This is a genomic window from Uliginosibacterium sp. H1 (genome assembly GCF_036017065.1).
Classification (GTDB): Bacteria; Pseudomonadota; Gammaproteobacteria; order Burkholderiales; family Rhodocyclaceae; genus Uliginosibacterium.
The window spans coordinates 1102109-1118887 of sequence record NZ_JAYXHR010000002.1 but is presented as its reverse complement, the minus strand read 5'-3'; the positions used below and the strand labels follow the sequence as shown (position 1 = coordinate 1118887).

The 16779-nt window shown below is 67.3% G+C and carries 18 protein-coding genes; 8 read left to right on the top strand and 10 right to left on the bottom strand.

The genetic code is table 11. The annotated features are described in order from the left end of the window. Nucleotides 1-3: 3 nt before the first annotated feature. Entirely contained in the window at nucleotides 4-336 is a 333-nt protein-coding gene (gene cyaY, locus VVD47_RS14675) for an iron donor protein CyaY (RefSeq protein ID WP_327604232.1), read from the bottom strand. A gap of 48 nt (nucleotides 337-384) precedes the next feature. Between cyaY and lptM the strand changes: the two genes are divergently transcribed. The 4 genes from lptM to VVD47_RS14655 all read left to right on the top strand — a co-directional run bounded on the left by lptM (nucleotide 385) and on the right by VVD47_RS14655 (nucleotide 4375). Then, nucleotides 385-549 (top strand): LPS translocon maturation chaperone LptM, encoded by a 165-nt coding sequence (gene lptM, locus VVD47_RS14670; protein ID WP_327604231.1) that lies wholly within the window; start codon nucleotides 385-387, stop codon nucleotides 547-549. An 8-nt stretch (nucleotides 550-557) separates the two neighbouring features. After that, the gene (gene lysA / locus VVD47_RS14665; protein WP_327604230.1) at nucleotides 558-1805 is read left to right on the top strand and encodes a diaminopimelate decarboxylase; all 1248 of its coding nucleotides are present in this window, start codon (nucleotides 558-560) and stop codon (nucleotides 1803-1805) included. 93 nt (nucleotides 1806-1898) lie between these two features. Next, nucleotides 1899-2846 (top strand): NAD(P)H-dependent flavin oxidoreductase, encoded by a 948-nt coding sequence (locus tag VVD47_RS14660; protein ID WP_327604229.1) that lies wholly within the window; start codon nucleotides 1899-1901, stop codon nucleotides 2844-2846. A gap of 536 nt (nucleotides 2847-3382) precedes the next feature. Then, a complete protein-coding gene (locus tag VVD47_RS14655; RefSeq protein WP_327604228.1) occupies nucleotides 3383-4375 on the top strand; it encodes a LacI family DNA-binding transcriptional regulator in 993 nt (330 codons plus the stop codon). A 113-nt stretch (nucleotides 4376-4488) separates the two neighbouring features. On the opposite strand, the gene VVD47_RS14650 is transcribed toward VVD47_RS14655, so the two are convergent. Continuing rightward, a complete protein-coding gene (locus tag VVD47_RS14650) occupies nucleotides 4489-5988 on the bottom strand; it encodes a DegQ family serine endoprotease (RefSeq protein WP_327604227.1) in 1500 nt (499 codons plus the stop codon). 219 nt (nucleotides 5989-6207) lie between these two features. Between VVD47_RS14650 and VVD47_RS14645 the strand changes: the two genes are divergently transcribed. Then, nucleotides 6208-7122, top strand: coding sequence for a hydrogen peroxide-inducible genes activator (locus VVD47_RS14645; protein ID WP_327604226.1), 915 nt, complete (start codon nucleotides 6208-6210; stop codon nucleotides 7120-7122). 86 nt (nucleotides 7123-7208) lie between these two features. On the opposite strand, the gene VVD47_RS14640 is transcribed toward VVD47_RS14645, so the two are convergent. The 4 genes from VVD47_RS14640 to VVD47_RS14625 all read right to left on the bottom strand — a co-directional run bounded on the left by VVD47_RS14640 (nucleotide 7209) and on the right by VVD47_RS14625 (nucleotide 11200). Continuing rightward, nucleotides 7209-7481 (bottom strand): hypothetical protein, encoded by a 273-nt coding sequence (locus tag VVD47_RS14640; protein ID WP_327604225.1) that lies wholly within the window; start codon nucleotides 7479-7481, stop codon nucleotides 7209-7211. A 296-nt stretch (nucleotides 7482-7777) separates the two neighbouring features. Continuing rightward, nucleotides 7778-8158: a group II truncated hemoglobin gene (locus VVD47_RS14635; protein WP_327604224.1), complete on the bottom strand. Its 381-nt coding sequence runs from the start codon at nucleotides 8156-8158 to the stop codon at nucleotides 7778-7780. Between the two features lie 112 nt (nucleotides 8159-8270). Further along, nucleotides 8271-8726: a Cu(I)-responsive transcriptional regulator gene (cueR, locus tag VVD47_RS14630; protein WP_327604223.1), complete on the bottom strand. Its 456-nt coding sequence runs from the start codon at nucleotides 8724-8726 to the stop codon at nucleotides 8271-8273. Continuing rightward, entirely contained in the window at nucleotides 8726-11200 is a 2475-nt protein-coding gene (locus tag VVD47_RS14625; RefSeq protein ID WP_327604222.1) for a heavy metal translocating P-type ATPase, read from the bottom strand. The genes cueR and VVD47_RS14625 overlap by 1 nt, the downstream gene beginning before the upstream one ends. Nucleotides 11201-11536: 336 nt before the next feature. Here VVD47_RS14625 and VVD47_RS14620 point away from each other — a divergent pair, with 336 nt between their 5' ends. Both VVD47_RS14620 and VVD47_RS14615 read left to right on the top strand, forming a co-directional pair. Beyond that, nucleotides 11537-12220, top strand: coding sequence for a cysteine hydrolase family protein (locus VVD47_RS14620; protein ID WP_327604221.1), 684 nt, complete (start codon nucleotides 11537-11539; stop codon nucleotides 12218-12220). 120 nt (nucleotides 12221-12340) lie between these two features. Beyond that, on the top strand, nucleotides 12341-13942 hold the full coding sequence (locus VVD47_RS14615) for a hypothetical protein (RefSeq protein ID WP_327604220.1): 1602 nt from the start codon (nucleotides 12341-12343) through the stop codon (nucleotides 13940-13942). Between the two features lie 79 nt (nucleotides 13943-14021). On the opposite strand, the gene VVD47_RS14610 is transcribed toward VVD47_RS14615, so the two are convergent. Genes VVD47_RS14610 through VVD47_RS14600 form a run of 3 tightly spaced genes read right to left on the bottom strand, consistent with a single transcriptional unit; the run spans nucleotide 14022 to nucleotide 14981 of the window. Further along, nucleotides 14022-14264 carry a hypothetical protein gene (locus VVD47_RS14610; RefSeq protein WP_327604219.1) on the bottom strand — a complete coding sequence of 81 codons (243 nt, stop codon included), beginning with the start codon at nucleotides 14262-14264 and terminating at the stop codon, nucleotides 14022-14024. Continuing rightward, on the bottom strand, nucleotides 14261-14578 hold the full coding sequence (locus VVD47_RS14605; protein WP_327604218.1) for a hypothetical protein: 318 nt from the start codon (nucleotides 14576-14578) through the stop codon (nucleotides 14261-14263). Before VVD47_RS14605 ends, VVD47_RS14610 begins: the two co-directional genes overlap by 4 nt. Before the next feature lie 55 nt (nucleotides 14579-14633). Beyond that, nucleotides 14634-14981 carry an FKBP-type peptidyl-prolyl cis-trans isomerase gene (locus VVD47_RS14600; RefSeq protein WP_327604217.1) on the bottom strand — a complete coding sequence of 116 codons (348 nt, stop codon included), beginning with the start codon at nucleotides 14979-14981 and terminating at the stop codon, nucleotides 14634-14636. 210 nt (nucleotides 14982-15191) lie between these two features. On the opposite strand from VVD47_RS14600, the gene VVD47_RS14595 reads away from it, so the two are divergent. Further along, nucleotides 15192-15596: a hypothetical protein gene (locus VVD47_RS14595; protein ID WP_327604216.1), complete on the top strand. Its 405-nt coding sequence runs from the start codon at nucleotides 15192-15194 to the stop codon at nucleotides 15594-15596. 31 nt (nucleotides 15597-15627) lie between these two features. On the opposite strand, the gene VVD47_RS14590 is transcribed toward VVD47_RS14595, so the two are convergent. Further along, nucleotides 15628-16758, bottom strand: coding sequence for a mechanosensitive ion channel family protein (locus VVD47_RS14590; RefSeq protein WP_327604215.1), 1131 nt, complete (start codon nucleotides 16756-16758; stop codon nucleotides 15628-15630). Between the last annotated feature and the right edge of the window lie 21 nt (nucleotides 16759-16779).

Here is a 16779-nt window from a genome sequence, read left to right as displayed (position 1 = left end):
GCGCTAATCCTGCAGGGAGATCGGTGCCCCGGCCTGGGCTGAGATGTAGCGTGACAAGGCGGCGAACAGCTCTTCGCCATCGCGGGTGCCGATCCAGCGCCCGCCGTCGTGGCGGTAGTGGAAGCCGCCAGCACGTGCCGCCACCCAGATCTCGCGGGCGGCCGCGTGGCGGTTGATGATGATCTTGCTGTCGTCCTCGAAAGTCAGCTCAAGGATGCCGCCCGGCTGCAGCTCGCTGTCGTAATCGACGTCCGCCGCATCCAGCGCGGACTCGATGACCTCCTCCAGGCGACTCATCGTCGCGTCGGCCAGGCTCAGGAATTCCCGTTCGTCCATCGTGTGCTCTTTGTTACCATCCCGGCTTTGCTGCTGCCGCCAATCATCATGCGCATCCTGCTGACCTGCGCGCTCCTGCTGTCGATCACTGCCTGCGGCATCAAGGGCGGCCTGTACCTGCCCCCGCCGCAACAGGCGCCTGCTCCGGCGCCGACCAGCGCGGCTGATCATAACAACAAACCCACCACGGCCCCTGCGCCTATTGCACCATGAGCTTTGCCATGCCCACCCTTGCCCAGGCCAAGGACGGCCTGCGCCTGGAAGCCGTTCCGCTGCGCCAGATCGCCGAGCAGTACGGCACCCCCACTTACGTTTACTCGCGCGCCGCGCTCGAGGCGGCCTACCGCAGCTACACCGACGCGCTGGCAGGCCGCGATTCACTCGTCTGCTTCGCCGTCAAAGCCAACAGCAACCTCGCCGTGCTGGATGTGTTCGCCCGCCTCGGCGCCGGCTTCGACATCGTGTCCGGTGGCGAGATGGCGCGTGTGCTGGCCGCCGGTGGCCGTGCCGACCGCATCGTGTTCTCCGGCGTCGGCAAGACCGTGGCGGAGCTGCGCGATGCGCTGGTCGCCGGCATCCGCTGCTTCAACGTCGAGTCCCCCACCGAGATCGACCGCCTGAATGAAGTGGCCGGCAGTCTGGGCAAGCGCGCGCCCATCGCGCTGCGCGTGAATCCCAACGTCGACCCGAAGACCCACCCCTATATTTCAACCGGCCTGCGCGACAACAAGTTCGGTGTCGCCTTCGCCGATGCGCTTGCGCTGTACCGCCGTGCGGCCGCATTGCCCAATCTGCATGTCAGCGGCATCGCCTGCCACATCGGCTCGCAACTGCTGGATGGCGCACCGGTGACCGAAGCCGCCGAGAAGGTGCTGGGCCTCGTGCGCCAGCTGGAGAGCGAAGGCATCCACCTGGAACACATCGACCTCGGTGGCGGCCTCGGCATCCGCTACGCCAACGAGGTGCCGCCGAAGGTGGCGGACTACCTCGCCCCGCTGCTCGCCTGCTTCGCGGGCCGCAAGGAGCAGCTGTGCTTCGAGCCCGGCCGCTCGCTGGTCGGCAATGCCGGCCTGCTGCTGACGCGGGTGGAATTCCTCAAGCACGGCGAGACCAAGAACTTCGCCATCGTCGACGCGGCCATGAACGACCTGGCCCGCCCCGCGCTGTACGACGCCTATCACGACATGGTGGCCGTGGCGCCCGGCACCGATACGCCGGAACAGGTGTACGAGATCGTCGGTCCCATCTGCGAGAGCGGCGACTTCCTCGGCCACGACCGCAAGCTCGCCATCGCGGCGGGCGACCTGCTGGCCATCCAGTCGGCGGGCGCCTATGGCATGGTCATGAGCTCCAACTACAACACCCGTCCGCGTGCTGCCGAGGTGATGGTAGATGGAGACCAGGTGCATCTGGTGCGCGCGCGCGAAACCGTGCAGAGCCTCTTCGCCGGCGAGTCGCGCCTGCCCTGAGCGATCACGGGGCGCTGGTATCGGTAGCGTCCCGCATCGCCCCGTACCCCTGCGTATGCTAGCCTCCGGCGGTCATCTGCCGGAGGCTCTTCCATGTCCCTGCCCGCCCTGTTCCAAGGCCGCATGCGCGCGCCGGCGATTGCCGCGCCGATGTTCCTCGTGTCCGGCCCCGAACTGGTCATCGCCACCTGCACGGCCGGCGTCGCCGGCACGTTCCCGGCACTGAACGCGCGGCCGTCCAGCCAGTTCGACATGTGGCTGGGACAGATCGGCGACGCGCTGGATGCCGATGCCGCGCCTTACGGCGTGAATCTCATCCTGCACGCCAGCAACGTCCGCCTGGCCGACGACTTGGCGCTCTGCGTGAACCACAAGGTGCCCTTCGTCATCACCAGCCTGGGACATCCCGGTAAGGTGGTCGAGGCGGTGCATGCGTACGGTGGCCTGGTGCTGGCCGATGTCATTCACGCCACGCATGCGCGCAAGGTGGCGGCAGCCGGCGTCGACGGCATCATCGCCATCGCATCCGGGGCGGGGGGGCACGCCGGCAGCCAGAGTGCGTTTTCGCTGGTGCGCGAGATCCGCGAGTTCTGGGACGGGCTGCTGGTGCTCGGCGGCGCGATTTCCGATGGCACGGGCATTCGCGCAGCCGAGACGCTGGGCGCCGATCTGGCCTACCTCGGCACCCGCTTCATCGCCACCCGGGAGTCCCGCGCGCAGCCCGACTACAAGCGCATGGTGGTGGACAGCAACGCGGCGGACATCGTGTATACGGACGTCATTTCGGGAGCCAACGCCAACTTCCTGATGCCCTCGCTCGCCGCCGCCGGCTACAGCCGCGACAAACTCCATCCAGCGGCAGGCAAAGCCGTGCTGAAGGATCTGGCCGAAGAGGCCAAGGCCTGGCGCGACACCTGGAGTGCGGGTCACGGCGTCGCCACCATCCACGACGTGCCGCCCACGGCCGAACTGGTGGCCCGCCTTGCCAGCGAATACGCAGCGGCCTGCGCGCTGCCTGCCAGCCCCGCACTGCGTCGCTAGTCCAGCCCGACGCGGGCAAAAAAAACCGTCTCCACTCGCTAAAGTGGAGACGGTGGAACGGAGGACACCCTTCTGGAGGACACCTTGGGGTGTTCGAAGCGTGCTGCGGCAACAGCCCGCTTCTGCGCGGTGACGGGGAGACAATCCGTCATCGCAACCCGACCGCCGGTCCGGCAAGACCAACGGCAGGGACCTGTGGATCGCCGCCCCAGACGTGCGGCAGCAATCCGATGAATCAACGAGAACCCACTACCAGGCGGCCACATCGCCGCAAATTAGTTTGTTTGAGCATCGAGTTAATCGTTTAACTGATTCCAGTCTAGACGCGGAGGCAAGCCGCCGTCAACACATTGATCGTACGTAGGGACCGCGAAGTAAAACTATTTAACTGCCTTGACAGGTTTTTTCCTGCTCATTAACGTTCAGCGGAAATTCGTTTCTTAAGAATTACTGGCTTAGACGGCATAAACGTTTTCCATCCGACGCCTGTTCCAGGTGCTTGCGCAGTTCTCCGGACCCCCTTCACAGTGAAAGTCATGCAGCCCAAGAAGCCCGCCACCATCCGCGACGTGGCCGCAGCGGCCGGCGTCTCGACAGCCACCGTCTCCAAATTCATCAACGGCCAGCAGCGCTTCTCCGCCGAAGTGGAGGCGCGCATGAAGGCCGTGATCGATCAGCTTGGCTACCGCCAGAACCCGCTGGCGCGCAGCATGGTCACCGGCCAGACGAAGAGCGTCGGCCTGGCCATCATGGACGTGCGCAATCCGCACTTCGCCAACATCGTGAAGGGCGCCAACCGCGTCGCCATCGAACACGACTACAACCTGCTTGTGGTCGATCTCGAAGAAAGCCCGAAGCGCGAACAGGAGCTGCTGGGCGCCCTGTCGCGGCGGGTGGACGGCCTGATCGTCAGTTCGCGCATCCCGCTGGAGACCGTCGACTGGCTGGCCCAGCAGGGCAAGCCGGTGGTGTTCTTCGGCGCCATCCAGCGCCAGGGCGTCGTTGCCGTGCGTACCGACGGCTACCGCGCGGCCAACATGCTCGGTCGCCACCTCGCCAGCCAGGGGCGCAAGCGCTTTGCCTACGTCGGCTTCCCGCAGGCACGCTGGAATGCCGAGCGTTTGCAGGGCCTGCAGGACGGTCTCGCGCAAATCGGCGCCAGCGCGAAGGTCTTCGACGTCAATCTGCCGACGCCGGAAGAAGGCGAGGCCATCTGTTCACGCGTGCTGCTGGCGGACGACCGGCCCGACGCGGTGGTCTGCTACAACGATCTGATCGCACTGGGCTTCATGCACGAAGCGCAGTCGCTGGGCCTCAAGGTGCCTGACGACGTAGCGGTGGCCGGTTTCGACGACATCCCGCTGTCGCGCTACGCCAACCCGCCGCTGACCACCGTGGACATGCAGAGCGAGCGCCAGGGCGTGGTGGCCATGGAGCGCCTGCTCGGCGCGCTGGCCGGCAATTGGCCGGACGCCGACACCCTGCTGGAACCGAGGCTGGTGGCGCGGCAGTCGACGGGCCGCCAGTAGTCGGTCGACACCTTTCACGAGGCGACGCGCCAGATCAGGTCCACCCAAGGCCATGAACGAAAAAAAGCCGCACGGCATGCCGTGCGGCTTTTTCATGAGTCGCGCAGAAGCGTTTAGCCGGCCCGCACCACCACGTACTGCCGGCTGCTGCCTCGCTGCACCAGCAGCGGCACGCGGTTGCCCGCGGCATCCACGGCCTTGCGCAACTGGTCGATGGTGTTCACCGAGGTGTTGCCGACGGCGAGCACGATGTCACCCTGGCGGATGCCCGCGCGCTGCGACGCGCCGGTAGTCTGCTCGACCAGCAGGCCGCCGGGCACGTTCAGGCGCTGCGACTCGTTGCCGGTCAGCGGACGCACCGACAGGCCGAGTTTGCCGGCCGGCGCTTCCTTGCCCTGTTCCGGCTCGTCCGCGCTGGCAACGTCAGAGGGCATCTCCGCCAGCTTGACGCTGACGTCGCGTGCCTTCTTGTCGCGCCAGATGCGCAGCTTCACCGTGTCGCCGGGGCGGCGTTCGCCGATCGCGCGCGGCAGGTCTCCCGCGTCCTCGACACGGGTGCCATCCACCTGCTGGATCACGTCGCCCTGCTGCACACCGGCCTTGTCGGCGGGGCCGCCGGACTCCACTTCGCGCACCAGCGCGCCTTGCGGTTTGTCGAGGCCCAGGGCTTCGGCGAGGTCCTTGTCCAGCGGCTGGAAACCCACGCCCAGCTTGCCGCGTTGCACCTTGCCGTGCTGCTGAAGCTGATCCTTCACCTTCAGCGCCACGTCGATGGGAATCGCGAACGAGATGCCCATGAAGCCGCCGGAGCGCGAGTAGATCTGCGAGTTGATGCCGATCACCTCACCGCTCAGGTTGAACAGCGGGCCGCCCGAGTTGCCGGGGTTGATCGCCACGTCGGTCTGGATGAAAGGCACGAAGTTCTCGTCGGGCAGGCGGCGTGCCTTGGCGGACACGATGCCGGCGGTGACGGTGTTCTCGAAGCCGAAGGGCGAGCCGACCGCCAGCACCCATTCGCCCACCTTGGTCTTCTCGGTGTCACCGGTCTTCAATACCGGCAGGCCGCCGGCCTCGATCTTCACCAGCGCCACGTCGGTACGCTTGTCCAGGCCGATCACCTTGGCCTTGAACTCGCGCTTGTCGGTCAGGCGCACCGTCACTTCGGTGGCGCCATCCACCACGTGGGCATTGGTCAGGATGTAGCCGTCGGCGCTGACGATGAAACCCGAGCCCACGCCCTGCTGCACCCGCGGGGCGGCGTTGGGTCCCCCCGGCGCGCCGGGCACCGGGATGCCGAAGCGACGGAAGAACTCGTACATCGGATCGTTCTCGTCGATCTGGATGCCGCCGCGTGCGCTGCGATCGACGCTGGTCACGCTGATGTTCACCACCGCCGGGCCCACCTGCTCCACCAGCGCGCTGAAGTCGGGCAGCGCGACACGGGCAGAGGGCGCGACCACGGCCGGAGATGCGGTGGCGTTGGTCGCGGCAACCGCCGGCGAAGCGGCGTTGGCGCTCGACGGGGCGATGTCGAAGCCGACATGCACCGCGCCGGCAAAGGCAACGACGGCCACAGCGGCCGCCAGGACGGTACGGGAAGGGGACCACTTCATGATGGTTCTTGCTCCTTGAAAGAAACGTCGTGACAGGGCGACAGACCGATGCCCGCCAGCCCTGTTCCGGGGGCTTACAGTCGCTTACAAAGTGGGGGCTCATCAGGCGCGTTTCAAGCCCCGCGCTGCTTTTGCGAGGGCGCATCGAAGCGACGCGGGACGTGCCGTACAAGGCGGACTTACAATGCCTGCGTTGATCTGCCGACGGACCGCCCTCCCATGACCCTCACCGACCTGCGCTACATCGTCGCCCTCGCCCAGGAGCGCCACTTCGGCCGTGCCGCCGAGAAGTGCCACGTCAGCCAGCCCACCCTGTCAGTCGCGGTGAAGAAGCTGGAGGAGCAACTGGGCGTGCTGCTGTTCGAGCGTAGCGCCACCGACGTGAAGATCACCGAGATCGGCCGCCACGTCGTCGACCAGGCCGAGCGCGTGATCCGCGAGGCCAACCAGATACACGACATCGCCGAATCCGGTCGCGATCCATACGCCGGCCCGTTGCGCCTGGGCGTCATCTACACCATCGGCCCCTACCTGCTGCCGGGCCTCATTCCGTTGCTGACCGAGCGGGCACCGCGCATGCCGCTGATGATCCAGGAGAACTACACCAGCCGCCTTTCCGAAGCGCTGAAGCGCGGCGACATCGACGTGGCGATCCTGGCCCTGCCTTTCGAGGAGAACGGCATCGTCGCCCAGCCGGTGTACGAGGAACCGTTCCGCGTCGTCATGCCCGCCACCCATCCGTGGACGGACGCCAGGGAGATCAGCGTCGCCAAGTTGCAGGAAGAACCGCTGCTGCTGCTCGGCGCCGGCAACTGCTTCCGCGACCAGGTGCTGGAAGCCTGCCCGCGCTGCGCGCACGGCACCGGGCTGCAGAAGACCCTAGAGGGCAGTTCGCTGGAGACGATACGCCACATGGTGGCGACCGGCCTCGGCGTCACGGTGCTGCCCAGCACCGCGGCGGACCCGCTGAGCAGTACGCAGAAACTGGTGGCGGTAAGACCGCTGGCGGCGCCGGTGCCCTCGCGCAAGGTGGCAATCGCCTGGCGCGTCACCTACCCGCGCACCAAGGTCATCGACCTGCTGCGCGAGGCCATCCTCGACACGCCGCTGCCGGGCGTGAAACCGATCCGCTGAGCGCGCCCCGCTCCCGCCGCACCGTCCCCGTAAACGAAAAACCGCAACGGACTCACGCCCGTTGCGGCAAACATCGCATCGCCGGTTCAGCGCGATACGTTGAGGGAACCGAAGGTCTGGGCAATCACGGACGCGGATGGCAGATCGAAGTCCGATTCGATGAACCCGTCGTCGATGAGCTGCTGGATGATCTGCTCGACCTCACCCAGCGGCCCCAGCATCACGCGCAGTTCGCGGCCACTGGTCTTGCCGTCGATCAGGATGAGGGCGGCGCGCATGCGCGCGGTGAGGTGGTAAGCGCGGGAGTTGACCTCTTCGCGACCCTTGTCGGTCTTGTAGTACACGGCGGCATCGAACATCGGCTCTCTCCCGGAGGTGTTGCAGCATCGTAGGCAGCGCTGTGCATCGCAGCATCTGTCTTTTCGGGTAGATAGGGTATGTCCTGAAGGGTTCCGTCGCCTGTCCTGGCAGCTTGTTAACGCCGGGCGGTTGGCGATGCTGCGCCGGCGGCTTTCTGCCCTCTGGCAGATCAATAAATCCGCTGGAAACCAGCCGAATCGACAATATCCGGCGCAATGCCATAAGCATGGAACAACATGAAACTGTGTTTCATGCAAAACATGATTGCGTAAAAAATCATGTCGCGCGCAGTGGTTCAGCGATTGCGCATGTGGTCGGCGAAGTCCGCGAAGGTCTTGTAGAGCGGCTCCACCAGCGGATGGCCACCGAGCACCTCGTCCAGCGCCTGGCGCATGCATGCCAGCCAGGCATCGCGCTCGGCTTCACCGATGGCAAAAGGCAGATGCCGCGCACGCATGCGTGGGTGTCCGTACTTCTCGATGTACAGGCTGGGGCCGCCCAGCCAGCCGCTGAGGAACTCGAACAGCTTCTGGCGGCTGCCATCGAGGGTGGAGGGATGCAGCGAGCGGATGCCGACGGCATGCTCCTCCAGTTCCATCAGGTCGTAGAAGCGATCCACCAGGTTTCGCACGGTGGCTTCGCCGCCGATCTCTTCGTAGGGGGTCTGTGCAGACATGAGCGGGGGTCGGGCGGGCAGTAAAACTCGGCAGAAACACGAATAGTCGAAAACGGAACGACACCTTGCATGCCAGCCGTTTGCACGCCACATGACGGCCCGGCTGACGCGTTCAATGTTCCGCCGGATGGTGTTCCAGATCGTCAAGGATAGGGCAATCCGGGCGCTCGTCGCCGGCGCAGCAATGCACCAGGTGGCGCAGCGTGGCCAGCATCGACTGCAGCTCATCCACGCGGGCCTGCAATGCATCGATATGGCGGGTCGCGATGCGCTTCACGGTCGCGCTGGAGCGACGCTGGTTCTGCCAAAGGTCGAGCAGGGCCTGGATCTCCGCGACGGGAAAGCCCAGCTTCCGGGCCCGCCTGATGAAACGCAGCGCATGCACGTGCTGCGCGTTGTACACGCGATAGTTGGCCGCAGTGCGCGGCACCTCGCGCAGCAGGCCGATCTCCTCGTAGTGGCGGATCATCTTGGCGGACACGCCGCTGGCCGCGGCGGCCTGGCCGATGTCCAGCAGGCCTTGCTCGCGTGCGTGGGCGTGTTCCAGCGGGGCGCGGTGGGCCGGCATCAGGGGTTCTCCTCGTGGCGGGGTTGCCAGCGTTTGAGCAGCAGCGCGTTGCTCACCACGCTGACGCTGGACAGGGCCATGGCAGCCCCGGCGATCACCGGGTTGAGCAGGCCGAAGGCGGCCAGCGGAATGCCGACCAGGTTGTAGATGAAGGCCCAGAACAGGTTCTGCCGGATCTTGCGCCAGGTGCGGCGCGACACATCTAGTGCGTCCGCCACGAGGCGCGGATCGCTACGCATCAGGGTAATGCCGGCGGCGTGCATGGCGGCGTCGGTGCCGCCGCCCATGGCGATGCCGACGTCGGCAGCCGCCAGCGCGGGCGCGTCGTTGATGCCGTCGCCCACCATCGCCACCCGGCCCTGTCCATCGCCAAGCTGTGTCTTCAGCGCTTCCACCACGGCGGCCTTGTCCTGCGGCAGGGTTTCCGCGTGCACATCGCGGATGCCCACCTGCGCCGCGATGTGCCGGGCAGCCGTGCGGTGGTCGCCGCTGATCATCACGCTGCGCACGCCCTGGGCGGCAAGTGTCGCGATGGCCTGCTGCGCGCCTTCGCGCAGGGTGTCACTGAACGCCAGCAAGGCCAGCAGGCGCGGCGGCCTGTCAGGGTCAGGGGCAGCGTCCGTCTCGGCCAGCCAGGACACGGTGTCGCCGCGGCCCGGCAGCTCGGCGTGCTGCTGCAGGGCTGCGGCGGTGGGCAGGCCGAGTTCGTCCATCCAGCGCGCATTGCCGATCACGTAGCGACGGCCATGCACCGCACCGCGCAGACCGCGACCCGGCTCGGTCCTCAGGTCCGCCAGCGGGAGCGGTGCGACGCTCTGGTCCTGCGCTGCCTGCAGCACGGCGCGCGCGAGCGGATGCTCGCTGCCGGATTGCAGGCCGGCCGCGACGGCAAGCAGGGCATCCGCGTCTGCACCCGCTTCCAGTGGCACCAGCGCGGTGAGTCGTGGCCTGCCCGCCGTCAGCGTGCCGGTCTTGTCGAAGGCGACGACGCGCACCGCCTGCGCCACTTCCAGCGCCTCCGCGTCGCGGATCAGGATGCCTGCACGGGCGGCCACGCCGGTGCCCGCCATGATGGCGGTCGGCGTCGCCAGGCCGAGCGCGCAGGGACAGGCGATCACCAGCACCGCCACCGCGTTGAGCGTGGCCTGCGTCCAGTCGCCGTTCGCCAGCCCCCAGCCCAGCAGGGTCAGCAGGGCGATGCCCAGCACCACCGGCACGAAGACGGCGCTGACGCGATCCACCACCCGCTGGATCGGCGCCTTGCGCGCCTGCGCGTCTTCCACCATCGCGATGATGCGGGCCAGGCGCGACTGTGCGCCCACGGCGGTGACGCGCAACAGCACGCGCCCCTCGCCGTTGATCGCACCACCGGTCAGGCTGTCGCCAACGCCACGCACGACCGGCAGGCTTTCACCGGTGATCAGGGATTCATCCACGTGCGTGTCGCCCTCGACAATCTCGCCATCGGCCGGCACGCGCTCGCCGGGGCGGACCACCGCGGTCATGCCGGCACGCAACTGTGCGAGCGGCAGTTCGCGCTCGCCCCCCGCTTCCAGTACGCGGGCGGTCTCCGGCCGCAAGGCCTGCAGGGCGCGTATGGCGTCCAGCGTATGCCGCTTGGCGCGTGTCTCCAGCCATTTGCCGAGCAACACCAGGGTGATGACCACCGCGGAGGCCTCGAAGTAGAGATGAATGTCGCCATGCCCGGCATGGCCGCCATGGCGCAGGACCTGCCACAGGGACAGTCCATAGGCCGCGCTGGTGCCCAGCGCGACCAGCAGGTCCATGTTGCCGCTGCGCGCACGCAGCGCATGCCATCCGGCGCGATAGAAGCGCGCCCCGGCGATGAACTGCACCGGGGTGGCCAGCAGCAACTGCCACCAGCCCGGCAGCATCGCATCGATGCCCAGCGGCGCGAGCAGCATGGGCAACACCAGCGGCAGGCTCAGCAGCGCGCTGCCGGCCAGCATCCAGCGCTCGTGCGCGTCGCGGGGACGGGTGGATGGCCCGGCATCGGCCGTCACCGGCGTGGCTTGGTAGCCAGCGCGCGCCACGGCCGCCAGCAGGTCGTCGAGCGCAGCCGGGTTGCGGGTACGCACGCGGGCGCGCTCGGTGGCGAGATTCACCGCCACCGTCTCGCTGCCCGGCACGGTGGCGAGCGCGCGTTCCACGCGGGCGACGCAGCTCGCGCAGGTCATACCCTCGATGGACAGGTCGATCTCCTGCGCCGGCACCCGGAAGCCGGTGCGTTCGATGGCGGCCACCAGCGCCGCCGGGTCCAGGCTGGCGCTGCCGCGCACGCTGGCCTGCTCGGTCGCCAGGTTCACCGTCGCATCCGCCACGCCCGGCACTGCGCGAAGCGCGCGCTCCACGCGGGCGACGCAGCTCGCACAGGTCATGCCCTCGATGGGGAGATGCAGCGCTGCGGGAATGGGCTGTGACGGGGGAACGGGATTCATCAGGCTTGAAACCATGGCTTTGCTCCAGGACGGATGGTACGACCGGATGCTGGACTTTCCCATCATGGGAAGGTCAACGGCACCCAGCTCACACTCGCCCGCCCAGTGGGTCGCCACCGAGCAGAGTCCGCCCCAAAGCAGCGCAGCCGGCGCACCGCTCTTGCGCAGGTTGCCACCCGGCCGCGAATCCTGACGCAGGTCGGACCAGTCATGAATGGCTGCAGAGCCGCGCCAGCTCTCACGCTTCGCCATGTCGACATTCTTGTATGCAACTGGTTCGGCTCTTGCTTGATGGGAACGCCGGGGCCGGTACCAGCCCCTGGCAGCGACGCGGACATACGGGAGCGCGACATGGGACACAGGGAGACGGGGCAGGTGCTGATCGACGCCGAGCCGGAGGCCATCGCCATCGACCCTGCGCGCACCGCGGTGGTCGTCATCGACATGCAGCGCGACTTCCTGGAGCCGGGTGGCTTCGGCGAAACGCTGGGCAACGATGTGTCCCTGCTGAAGCGCGCCATCGCCCCGATCCAGGCACTGCTCGTCAGCGCGCGAGCCCACGGCATGCTGGTGATCCACACCCGTGAAGGCCACCGGCCGGACATGGCCGACGCACCGAAGGCCAAGGTGGAACGCGGCGAGCCCAGCCTGCGCATCGGCTCACCCGGGCCGATGGGCCGCATCCTCATCCGCGGCGAGGCCGGCCACGACATCATTCCCGAGTTGTATCCGCTGGCCGGCGAGCCCGTGGTGGACAAGCCCGGCAAGGGCGCCTTCTACGCCACCGACCTGCAGACCATGCTGCTCAACCGCGGCATCGACACCCTGATCGTCTGCGGCGTGACCACGGAGGTCTGCGTGCACACCACGGTGCGCGAGGCAAACGACCGCGGCTACCGCTGCATCGTGCCGGGCGACTGCTGCGCCTCCTACTTCCCCGAGTTCCACGAGATGGGCCTGCGCATGATCAAGGCGCAAGGCGGCATCTTCGGCTGGGTGTCCGATTCCACGCGGATCGTCGCCGCGCTGGGCTGAGACACACCACGGTTCCACCACGCCGCGCCCCGGGACTGGGGGCGGGCCGGGCATCGCTGACCGGCTGCACCCGTAGTGCGGTTGTTCCTCACGTTCTCACACCAACAGGGAGGTGTAGCGATGAACTCTGCTGTCTTCAAACCGCGACTCTGGACGCCCGGCGACTGGAACGCACTCTTCGGCTTCGGCACCAACATCCTGGTCAACATGCTGGTGCTCACCGGCCTGCTGCGCTTCGTGCTGAAGATGCCGGACGACATCGTGTTCGGCCGCATCCTGCCTGCCGTCGGGCTGATGATGTGCCTGTCCACGCTGTACTACGCGTGGCTCGCCTACAAGCTGGCGAAGGAGACCGGGCGCAGCGACGTGTGTGCGCTGCCCTCGGGCATCAGCGTGCCGCACATGTTCGTGGTGGTGTTCGTCATCATGCTGCCGATCTCGGTGAAGACCGGTGACCCCGTGCGCGGCTGGGAGGCCGGGCTCACCTGGGTGTTCGTGCAGAGCTTCGTGCTGATGATCGGCGGCTTCGTCGCACCGTGGATCCGCAAGATCACGCCGCGCGCCGCGCTGCTCGGCACGCTGGCCGGCGTGTCCATCGCCTTCATCTCGATGCGGCCGGCGCAGGAGATGTTCATCACCCCGGTGCTGGGCCTCATCTGCTTCTCGCTGATCCTCGTCGGCTGGTTCGGCGGCGTGCGCTTCCGTGGCATTCCGGCGGGGCTGGTGGCCATCGCGGTCGGCTGCGTGATCGCCTGGGGGGCCACATTGTTCGGCCTGAATTACGGTGGCATGAGCCTCGGCAACGTCACCAGCGCGCTGTCCAGCTTCGGCTTCTCGGTGCCTGTGCCCGCCATCGGCCATGTGTTCTCCGGCTTCGAGTTCCTCGGCATCATCCTCGTCACTGCGATTCCCTTCGGCATCTACGACCTGGTGGAAGCGATGGACAACGTGGAAAGCGCAGCGGTGGCCGGCGACAGCTTCCCCACCACGCGGGTGCTGACGGCGGACGGCGTGGTGAGCCTGATCGGCTGCCTGATGGGCAACCCCTTCATCAACGCGGTGTACATCGGCCACCCGGGCTGGAAGGCGATGGGCGGACGCATCGGCTACTCGGCCGCGACGGGCATCGTGGTCATCCTGTTGTCATGGTTCGGCATCATCGCGCTGATGATGGCCCTGGTGCCGGTGGTGGCCATCTCGCCCATCCTGCTCTACATCGGCATGCTGATCGGCGCGCAAGCCTTCCAGGAAACGCCGCACAAGCACGCACCGGCCATCGTGCTGGCCCTGACGCCGCACCTCGCGGCCTGGGGCAAGCTGCAGATCGACAACGCACTGGGCGCAGCCGGCACCAGCGCGGCGGCGGTCGGCCTCGACAAGCTGGGACAGGTCGGCATCCTCTACCACGGGCTGGAGGTGATGGGCGGCGGCGCCATCCTCGGCGGGCTGATCCTCGGCGCCATCGGCGTGTGCGTGATCGAGCGCCAGTTCATGAAAGCCAGCGCCTTCGCGCTCGCAGGTGCCGTGCTGACCTTCTTCGGCTTCATGCACGGCGAGGCCATCGGCATCGCTCAGAGTCCGGCCGTGGCCTTCAGCTACCTCGTGGTGTCCGGCGTGCTGGGCGCCTGCGCGAAGTACGCACACATGCTGCCGGCGCCGATGCCCAGCAAGGTGGAAGAGCCCGGCGCGCCACGGGTCATAACCGGCACCGTGCCATCCTGATCGCGGCCGGGGCTTCCCGGCGACGTAACAAAAAACCGGGCATCGCGCCCGGTTTTTTGTTGCCTGTCTCAAGCGCTGCTCAAGGCCGGTAGTCGGCCTTGGTCTTCGCGTCGACTTCTTCCGCGCTGGCCTGCGCGTCACCGCCTTCGGCCGCAGCGTGCTCCAGCCGGGTTTCTTCCTCCGGCAGCGGCGGGTCGATGGGCACGACACCCGCAGCCCCTTCGGCGTCATGGCGAGCAGCCTCCTGCTCCGCGCGTTTGCGGGCAAGTGCCTTGTCGGCGTCGTCGGCCGCTTCGTTGATCAGTGTGGTCTGGAAACTCATGGCGCGTTCCTCCTTGGTTTGGTCGCCACGCACTGGAACGCGTGGTCCGTACCCGAACTGTAGGGGGCTACCCCTGCGGCCATCGTCGGACGCCGGGCCGAGGCCCTGTAGTTTTTCTCTGTCAGGGCTTCTGTCACCCGACCGGTCGCGTGACGAACGGGACCGTTGACTGCGACGCAACCACTTCCCGCCTTCGCTGGCGCCCTTGCAGGCATGACCGACTTGACGCCCACACAGGACAGCAGCGAATCGCTGCGCACCATCTCGATCAGACGGGCGATCAGTTGGTCCTGCTGGCTGAGGGGTGCGTTCATGGCGGCCTCCTGCTTGCCGGAGCGGCGGGAAGGGAAGTCCTCGGAGGAAAGGAAATCAGAGGATTTCCAACAGCTCCACCTCGAACACGAGCGTCGCATTTGGCGGAATCACGCCGCCTGCGCCACGCTCGCCGTAGCCGAGTTGCGGCGGGATGGTCAGCTTGCGGGTGCCGCCGACCTTCATGCCCTGCACGCCTTCGTCCCAGCCGGCGATGACACGGCGGCCACCCAGCGGGAACATGAAGGGGTCGTCGCGATCCTTGCTGGAGTCGAACTTGCTGCCGTCGGTGAGCCAGCCGGTGTAGTGCACGACGACCGTGCGGCCGGCCTTGGCCTCGGCGCCGGTGCCCAGGATGCTGTCTTCGTAGATGAGGCCGGATTCGGTGGTGACGGGTTCGCTCATGGCGGAGTCCTTTCGTTGGGAGAACCGGAATGTTACCGAAAGCGGCAGACGGGCGTGCCGGTGACGGGCAAAGCCTGCCGCTGCAAGCGGCAAACACTGCCGCGCACTGCATGCCTGCGGCGCGCCCGCCATGGCACAGCGCCCTTGCAGCTGGATGGCATGCGATATGCAGCGTCACGCATCGCACAGGCTCTTCCAGAAGGACATGACATGAAGATCAACCCGACCGACACATCCCCGCTGGGTCGCCAGTGGCCCAAGGGAGTCGAGGTGTCCGGGGGCACGTTCGAGGCCGCCCTGACACGCGCCCGCGAGACGCCTTACGGCGGACTCACTGAAGCACCGGCCCGCGAAGCGAAGCCCCTCCCAGATACGCGCGACAAGTACATCAGCGACGCGCAGGCCGAGTTCTTCGCCTACATGAAGAAATCTCCGGAGGAACGCCTGCGCGAGGCGGTCATGAAGGAGCTGGGGCTGACCGAGGATGACCTGAACGCCATGGACCCGGAGACGCGCAAGGTGGCCGAGGAAGCTATCGCGGAGAAGATCAAGGAACGCCTGCTGGCGCAGCAGGAAAGCGACAAGGAGAAAGTCAGCAGGACCTACCCGCTGTAGGCGCTGCAGGCATGTCGCCGCCCCGGCCTGCTCAGGCTGTCGGGGCGGCGGTCGGTGTTCCCGTTCCCGACGCTCCCGGCGGCATCGACGGTATCGGCGGCGGGGCGCCCTCCTCGCCCGGCAGCGCCGACATCTCGGCTCGCAGGCGCGGCAGGAACTCGGGGTAGTCGCGCTGCACGAAGCGCACGATGCCTTCGCGCACATGGCAGCGCAGGTCCCAGCAGTCCGGCGAGTTGCGCGCCGACACCAGCGCCCGCAACTGCATGGACTCCAGGCCGGAATCCACCACCTGCAATACCACCACGTCGTTGTCCCACCACTTGGGCACTTCCTCGCACAGGCGGCGCAACTCGACGCGCAGGGGCTCCAGCGGCATGCGGTAGTCCACCCACCAGAACACCGAGCCGATGATGGACGCACTGGTACGCGTCCAGTTCTGGAAGGGGTGCTCGATGAACCACTGCAGCGGCACGATGAGGCGACGACGGTCCCACAGGCGCATCACCACGTAGGTACCGGTGATCTCCTCCACCCAGCCCCATTCGCCCTCGACGATCAGCACGTCGTCCACGCGGATCGGTTGCGTGAGGGCGATCTGCACGCCGGCGATCAGGTTGCCGAACACCGGCTTGGCGGCCATGCCCAGCACGATGCCGGCCACCCCGGCGGACGCCAGCAGGCTGGCCCCCAGGGTGCGCGCCGACGGAAAGGTCATCAGCACCGCCGACAGGCCGAACAGCACGATGACCACCATGGTGGTGCGCATCAGCACGTTGGTCTGGGTGTGGATGCGCCGCGCGTTGAGGTTGTCGACGACGTTGAGGGGGTGGCGGTCGGTGATGCCGCGCGCCAGGCCCGACACCGCGCGCAGCAGCAGCCAGGTGATGGCGATGATCAGCAGCACCGCGCAGACGTGGCGTAGCGGGTCGATGCCGCGCAAGTCATCCGGCGCGCCGCGCAGCACCAGCTGCATCAGCAGCAAGGGCAGCGCGTAGCCGGCCGGCACGCTCATTTTCTGCAGCACCGTCTGCGCGATGGGCACCGGCGCACTGAGGCGCGCCAGTACGATGCGGCCGCTGCGGTGGATCAGGGTGCCGACCACCGCCGCCACCGCGAGGGCGACGACCAGGGCGACGTAGGGGTTGGCGATCAGTTCATCCATGCGTGGATCGACAGTGCGTGT

Bases quoted from the DNA above. Each gene is read 5' to 3' on its own strand.
- cyaY (WP_327604232.1), bottom strand. From the start codon at position 336: ATGGACGAACGGGAATTCCTGAGCCTGGCCGACGCGACGATGAGTCGC.
- lptM (WP_327604231.1), top strand. From the start codon at position 385: ATGCGCATCCTGCTGACCTGCGCGCTCCTGCTGTCGATCACTGCCTGC.
- lysA (WP_327604230.1), top strand. From the start codon at position 558: ATGCCCACCCTTGCCCAGGCCAAGGACGGCCTGCGCCTGGAAGCCGTT.
- VVD47_RS14660 (WP_327604229.1), top strand. From the start codon at position 1,899: ATGTCCCTGCCCGCCCTGTTCCAAGGCCGCATGCGCGCGCCGGCGATT.
- VVD47_RS14655 (WP_327604228.1), top strand. From the start codon at position 3,383: ATGCAGCCCAAGAAGCCCGCCACCATCCGCGACGTGGCCGCAGCGGCC.
- VVD47_RS14650 (WP_327604227.1), bottom strand. From the start codon at position 5,988: ATGAAGTGGTCCCCTTCCCGTACCGTCCTGGCGGCCGCTGTGGCCGTC.
- VVD47_RS14645 (WP_327604226.1), top strand. From the start codon at position 6,208: ATGACCCTCACCGACCTGCGCTACATCGTCGCCCTCGCCCAGGAGCGC.
- VVD47_RS14640 (WP_327604225.1), bottom strand. From the start codon at position 7,481: ATGTTCGATGCCGCCGTGTACTACAAGACCGACAAGGGTCGCGAAGAG.
- VVD47_RS14635 (WP_327604224.1), bottom strand. From the start codon at position 8,158: ATGTCTGCACAGACCCCCTACGAAGAGATCGGCGGCGAAGCCACCGTG.
- cueR (WP_327604223.1), bottom strand. From the start codon at position 8,726: ATGCCGGCCCACCGCGCCCCGCTGGAACACGCCCACGCACGCGAGCAA.
- VVD47_RS14625 (WP_327604222.1), bottom strand. From the start codon at position 11,200: ATGGTTTCAAGCCTGATGAATCCCGTTCCCCCGTCACAGCCCATTCCC.
- VVD47_RS14620 (WP_327604221.1), top strand. From the start codon at position 11,537: ATGGGACACAGGGAGACGGGGCAGGTGCTGATCGACGCCGAGCCGGAG.
- VVD47_RS14615 (WP_327604220.1), top strand. From the start codon at position 12,341: ATGAACTCTGCTGTCTTCAAACCGCGACTCTGGACGCCCGGCGACTGG.
- VVD47_RS14610 (WP_327604219.1), bottom strand. From the start codon at position 14,264: ATGAGTTTCCAGACCACACTGATCAACGAAGCGGCCGACGACGCCGAC.
- VVD47_RS14605 (WP_327604218.1), bottom strand. From the start codon at position 14,578: ATGAACGCACCCCTCAGCCAGCAGGACCAACTGATCGCCCGTCTGATC.
- VVD47_RS14600 (WP_327604217.1), bottom strand. From the start codon at position 14,981: ATGAGCGAACCCGTCACCACCGAATCCGGCCTCATCTACGAAGACAGC.
- VVD47_RS14595 (WP_327604216.1), top strand. From the start codon at position 15,192: ATGAAGATCAACCCGACCGACACATCCCCGCTGGGTCGCCAGTGGCCC.
- VVD47_RS14590 (WP_327604215.1), bottom strand. From the start codon at position 16,758: ATGGATGAACTGATCGCCAACCCCTACGTCGCCCTGGTCGTCGCCCTC.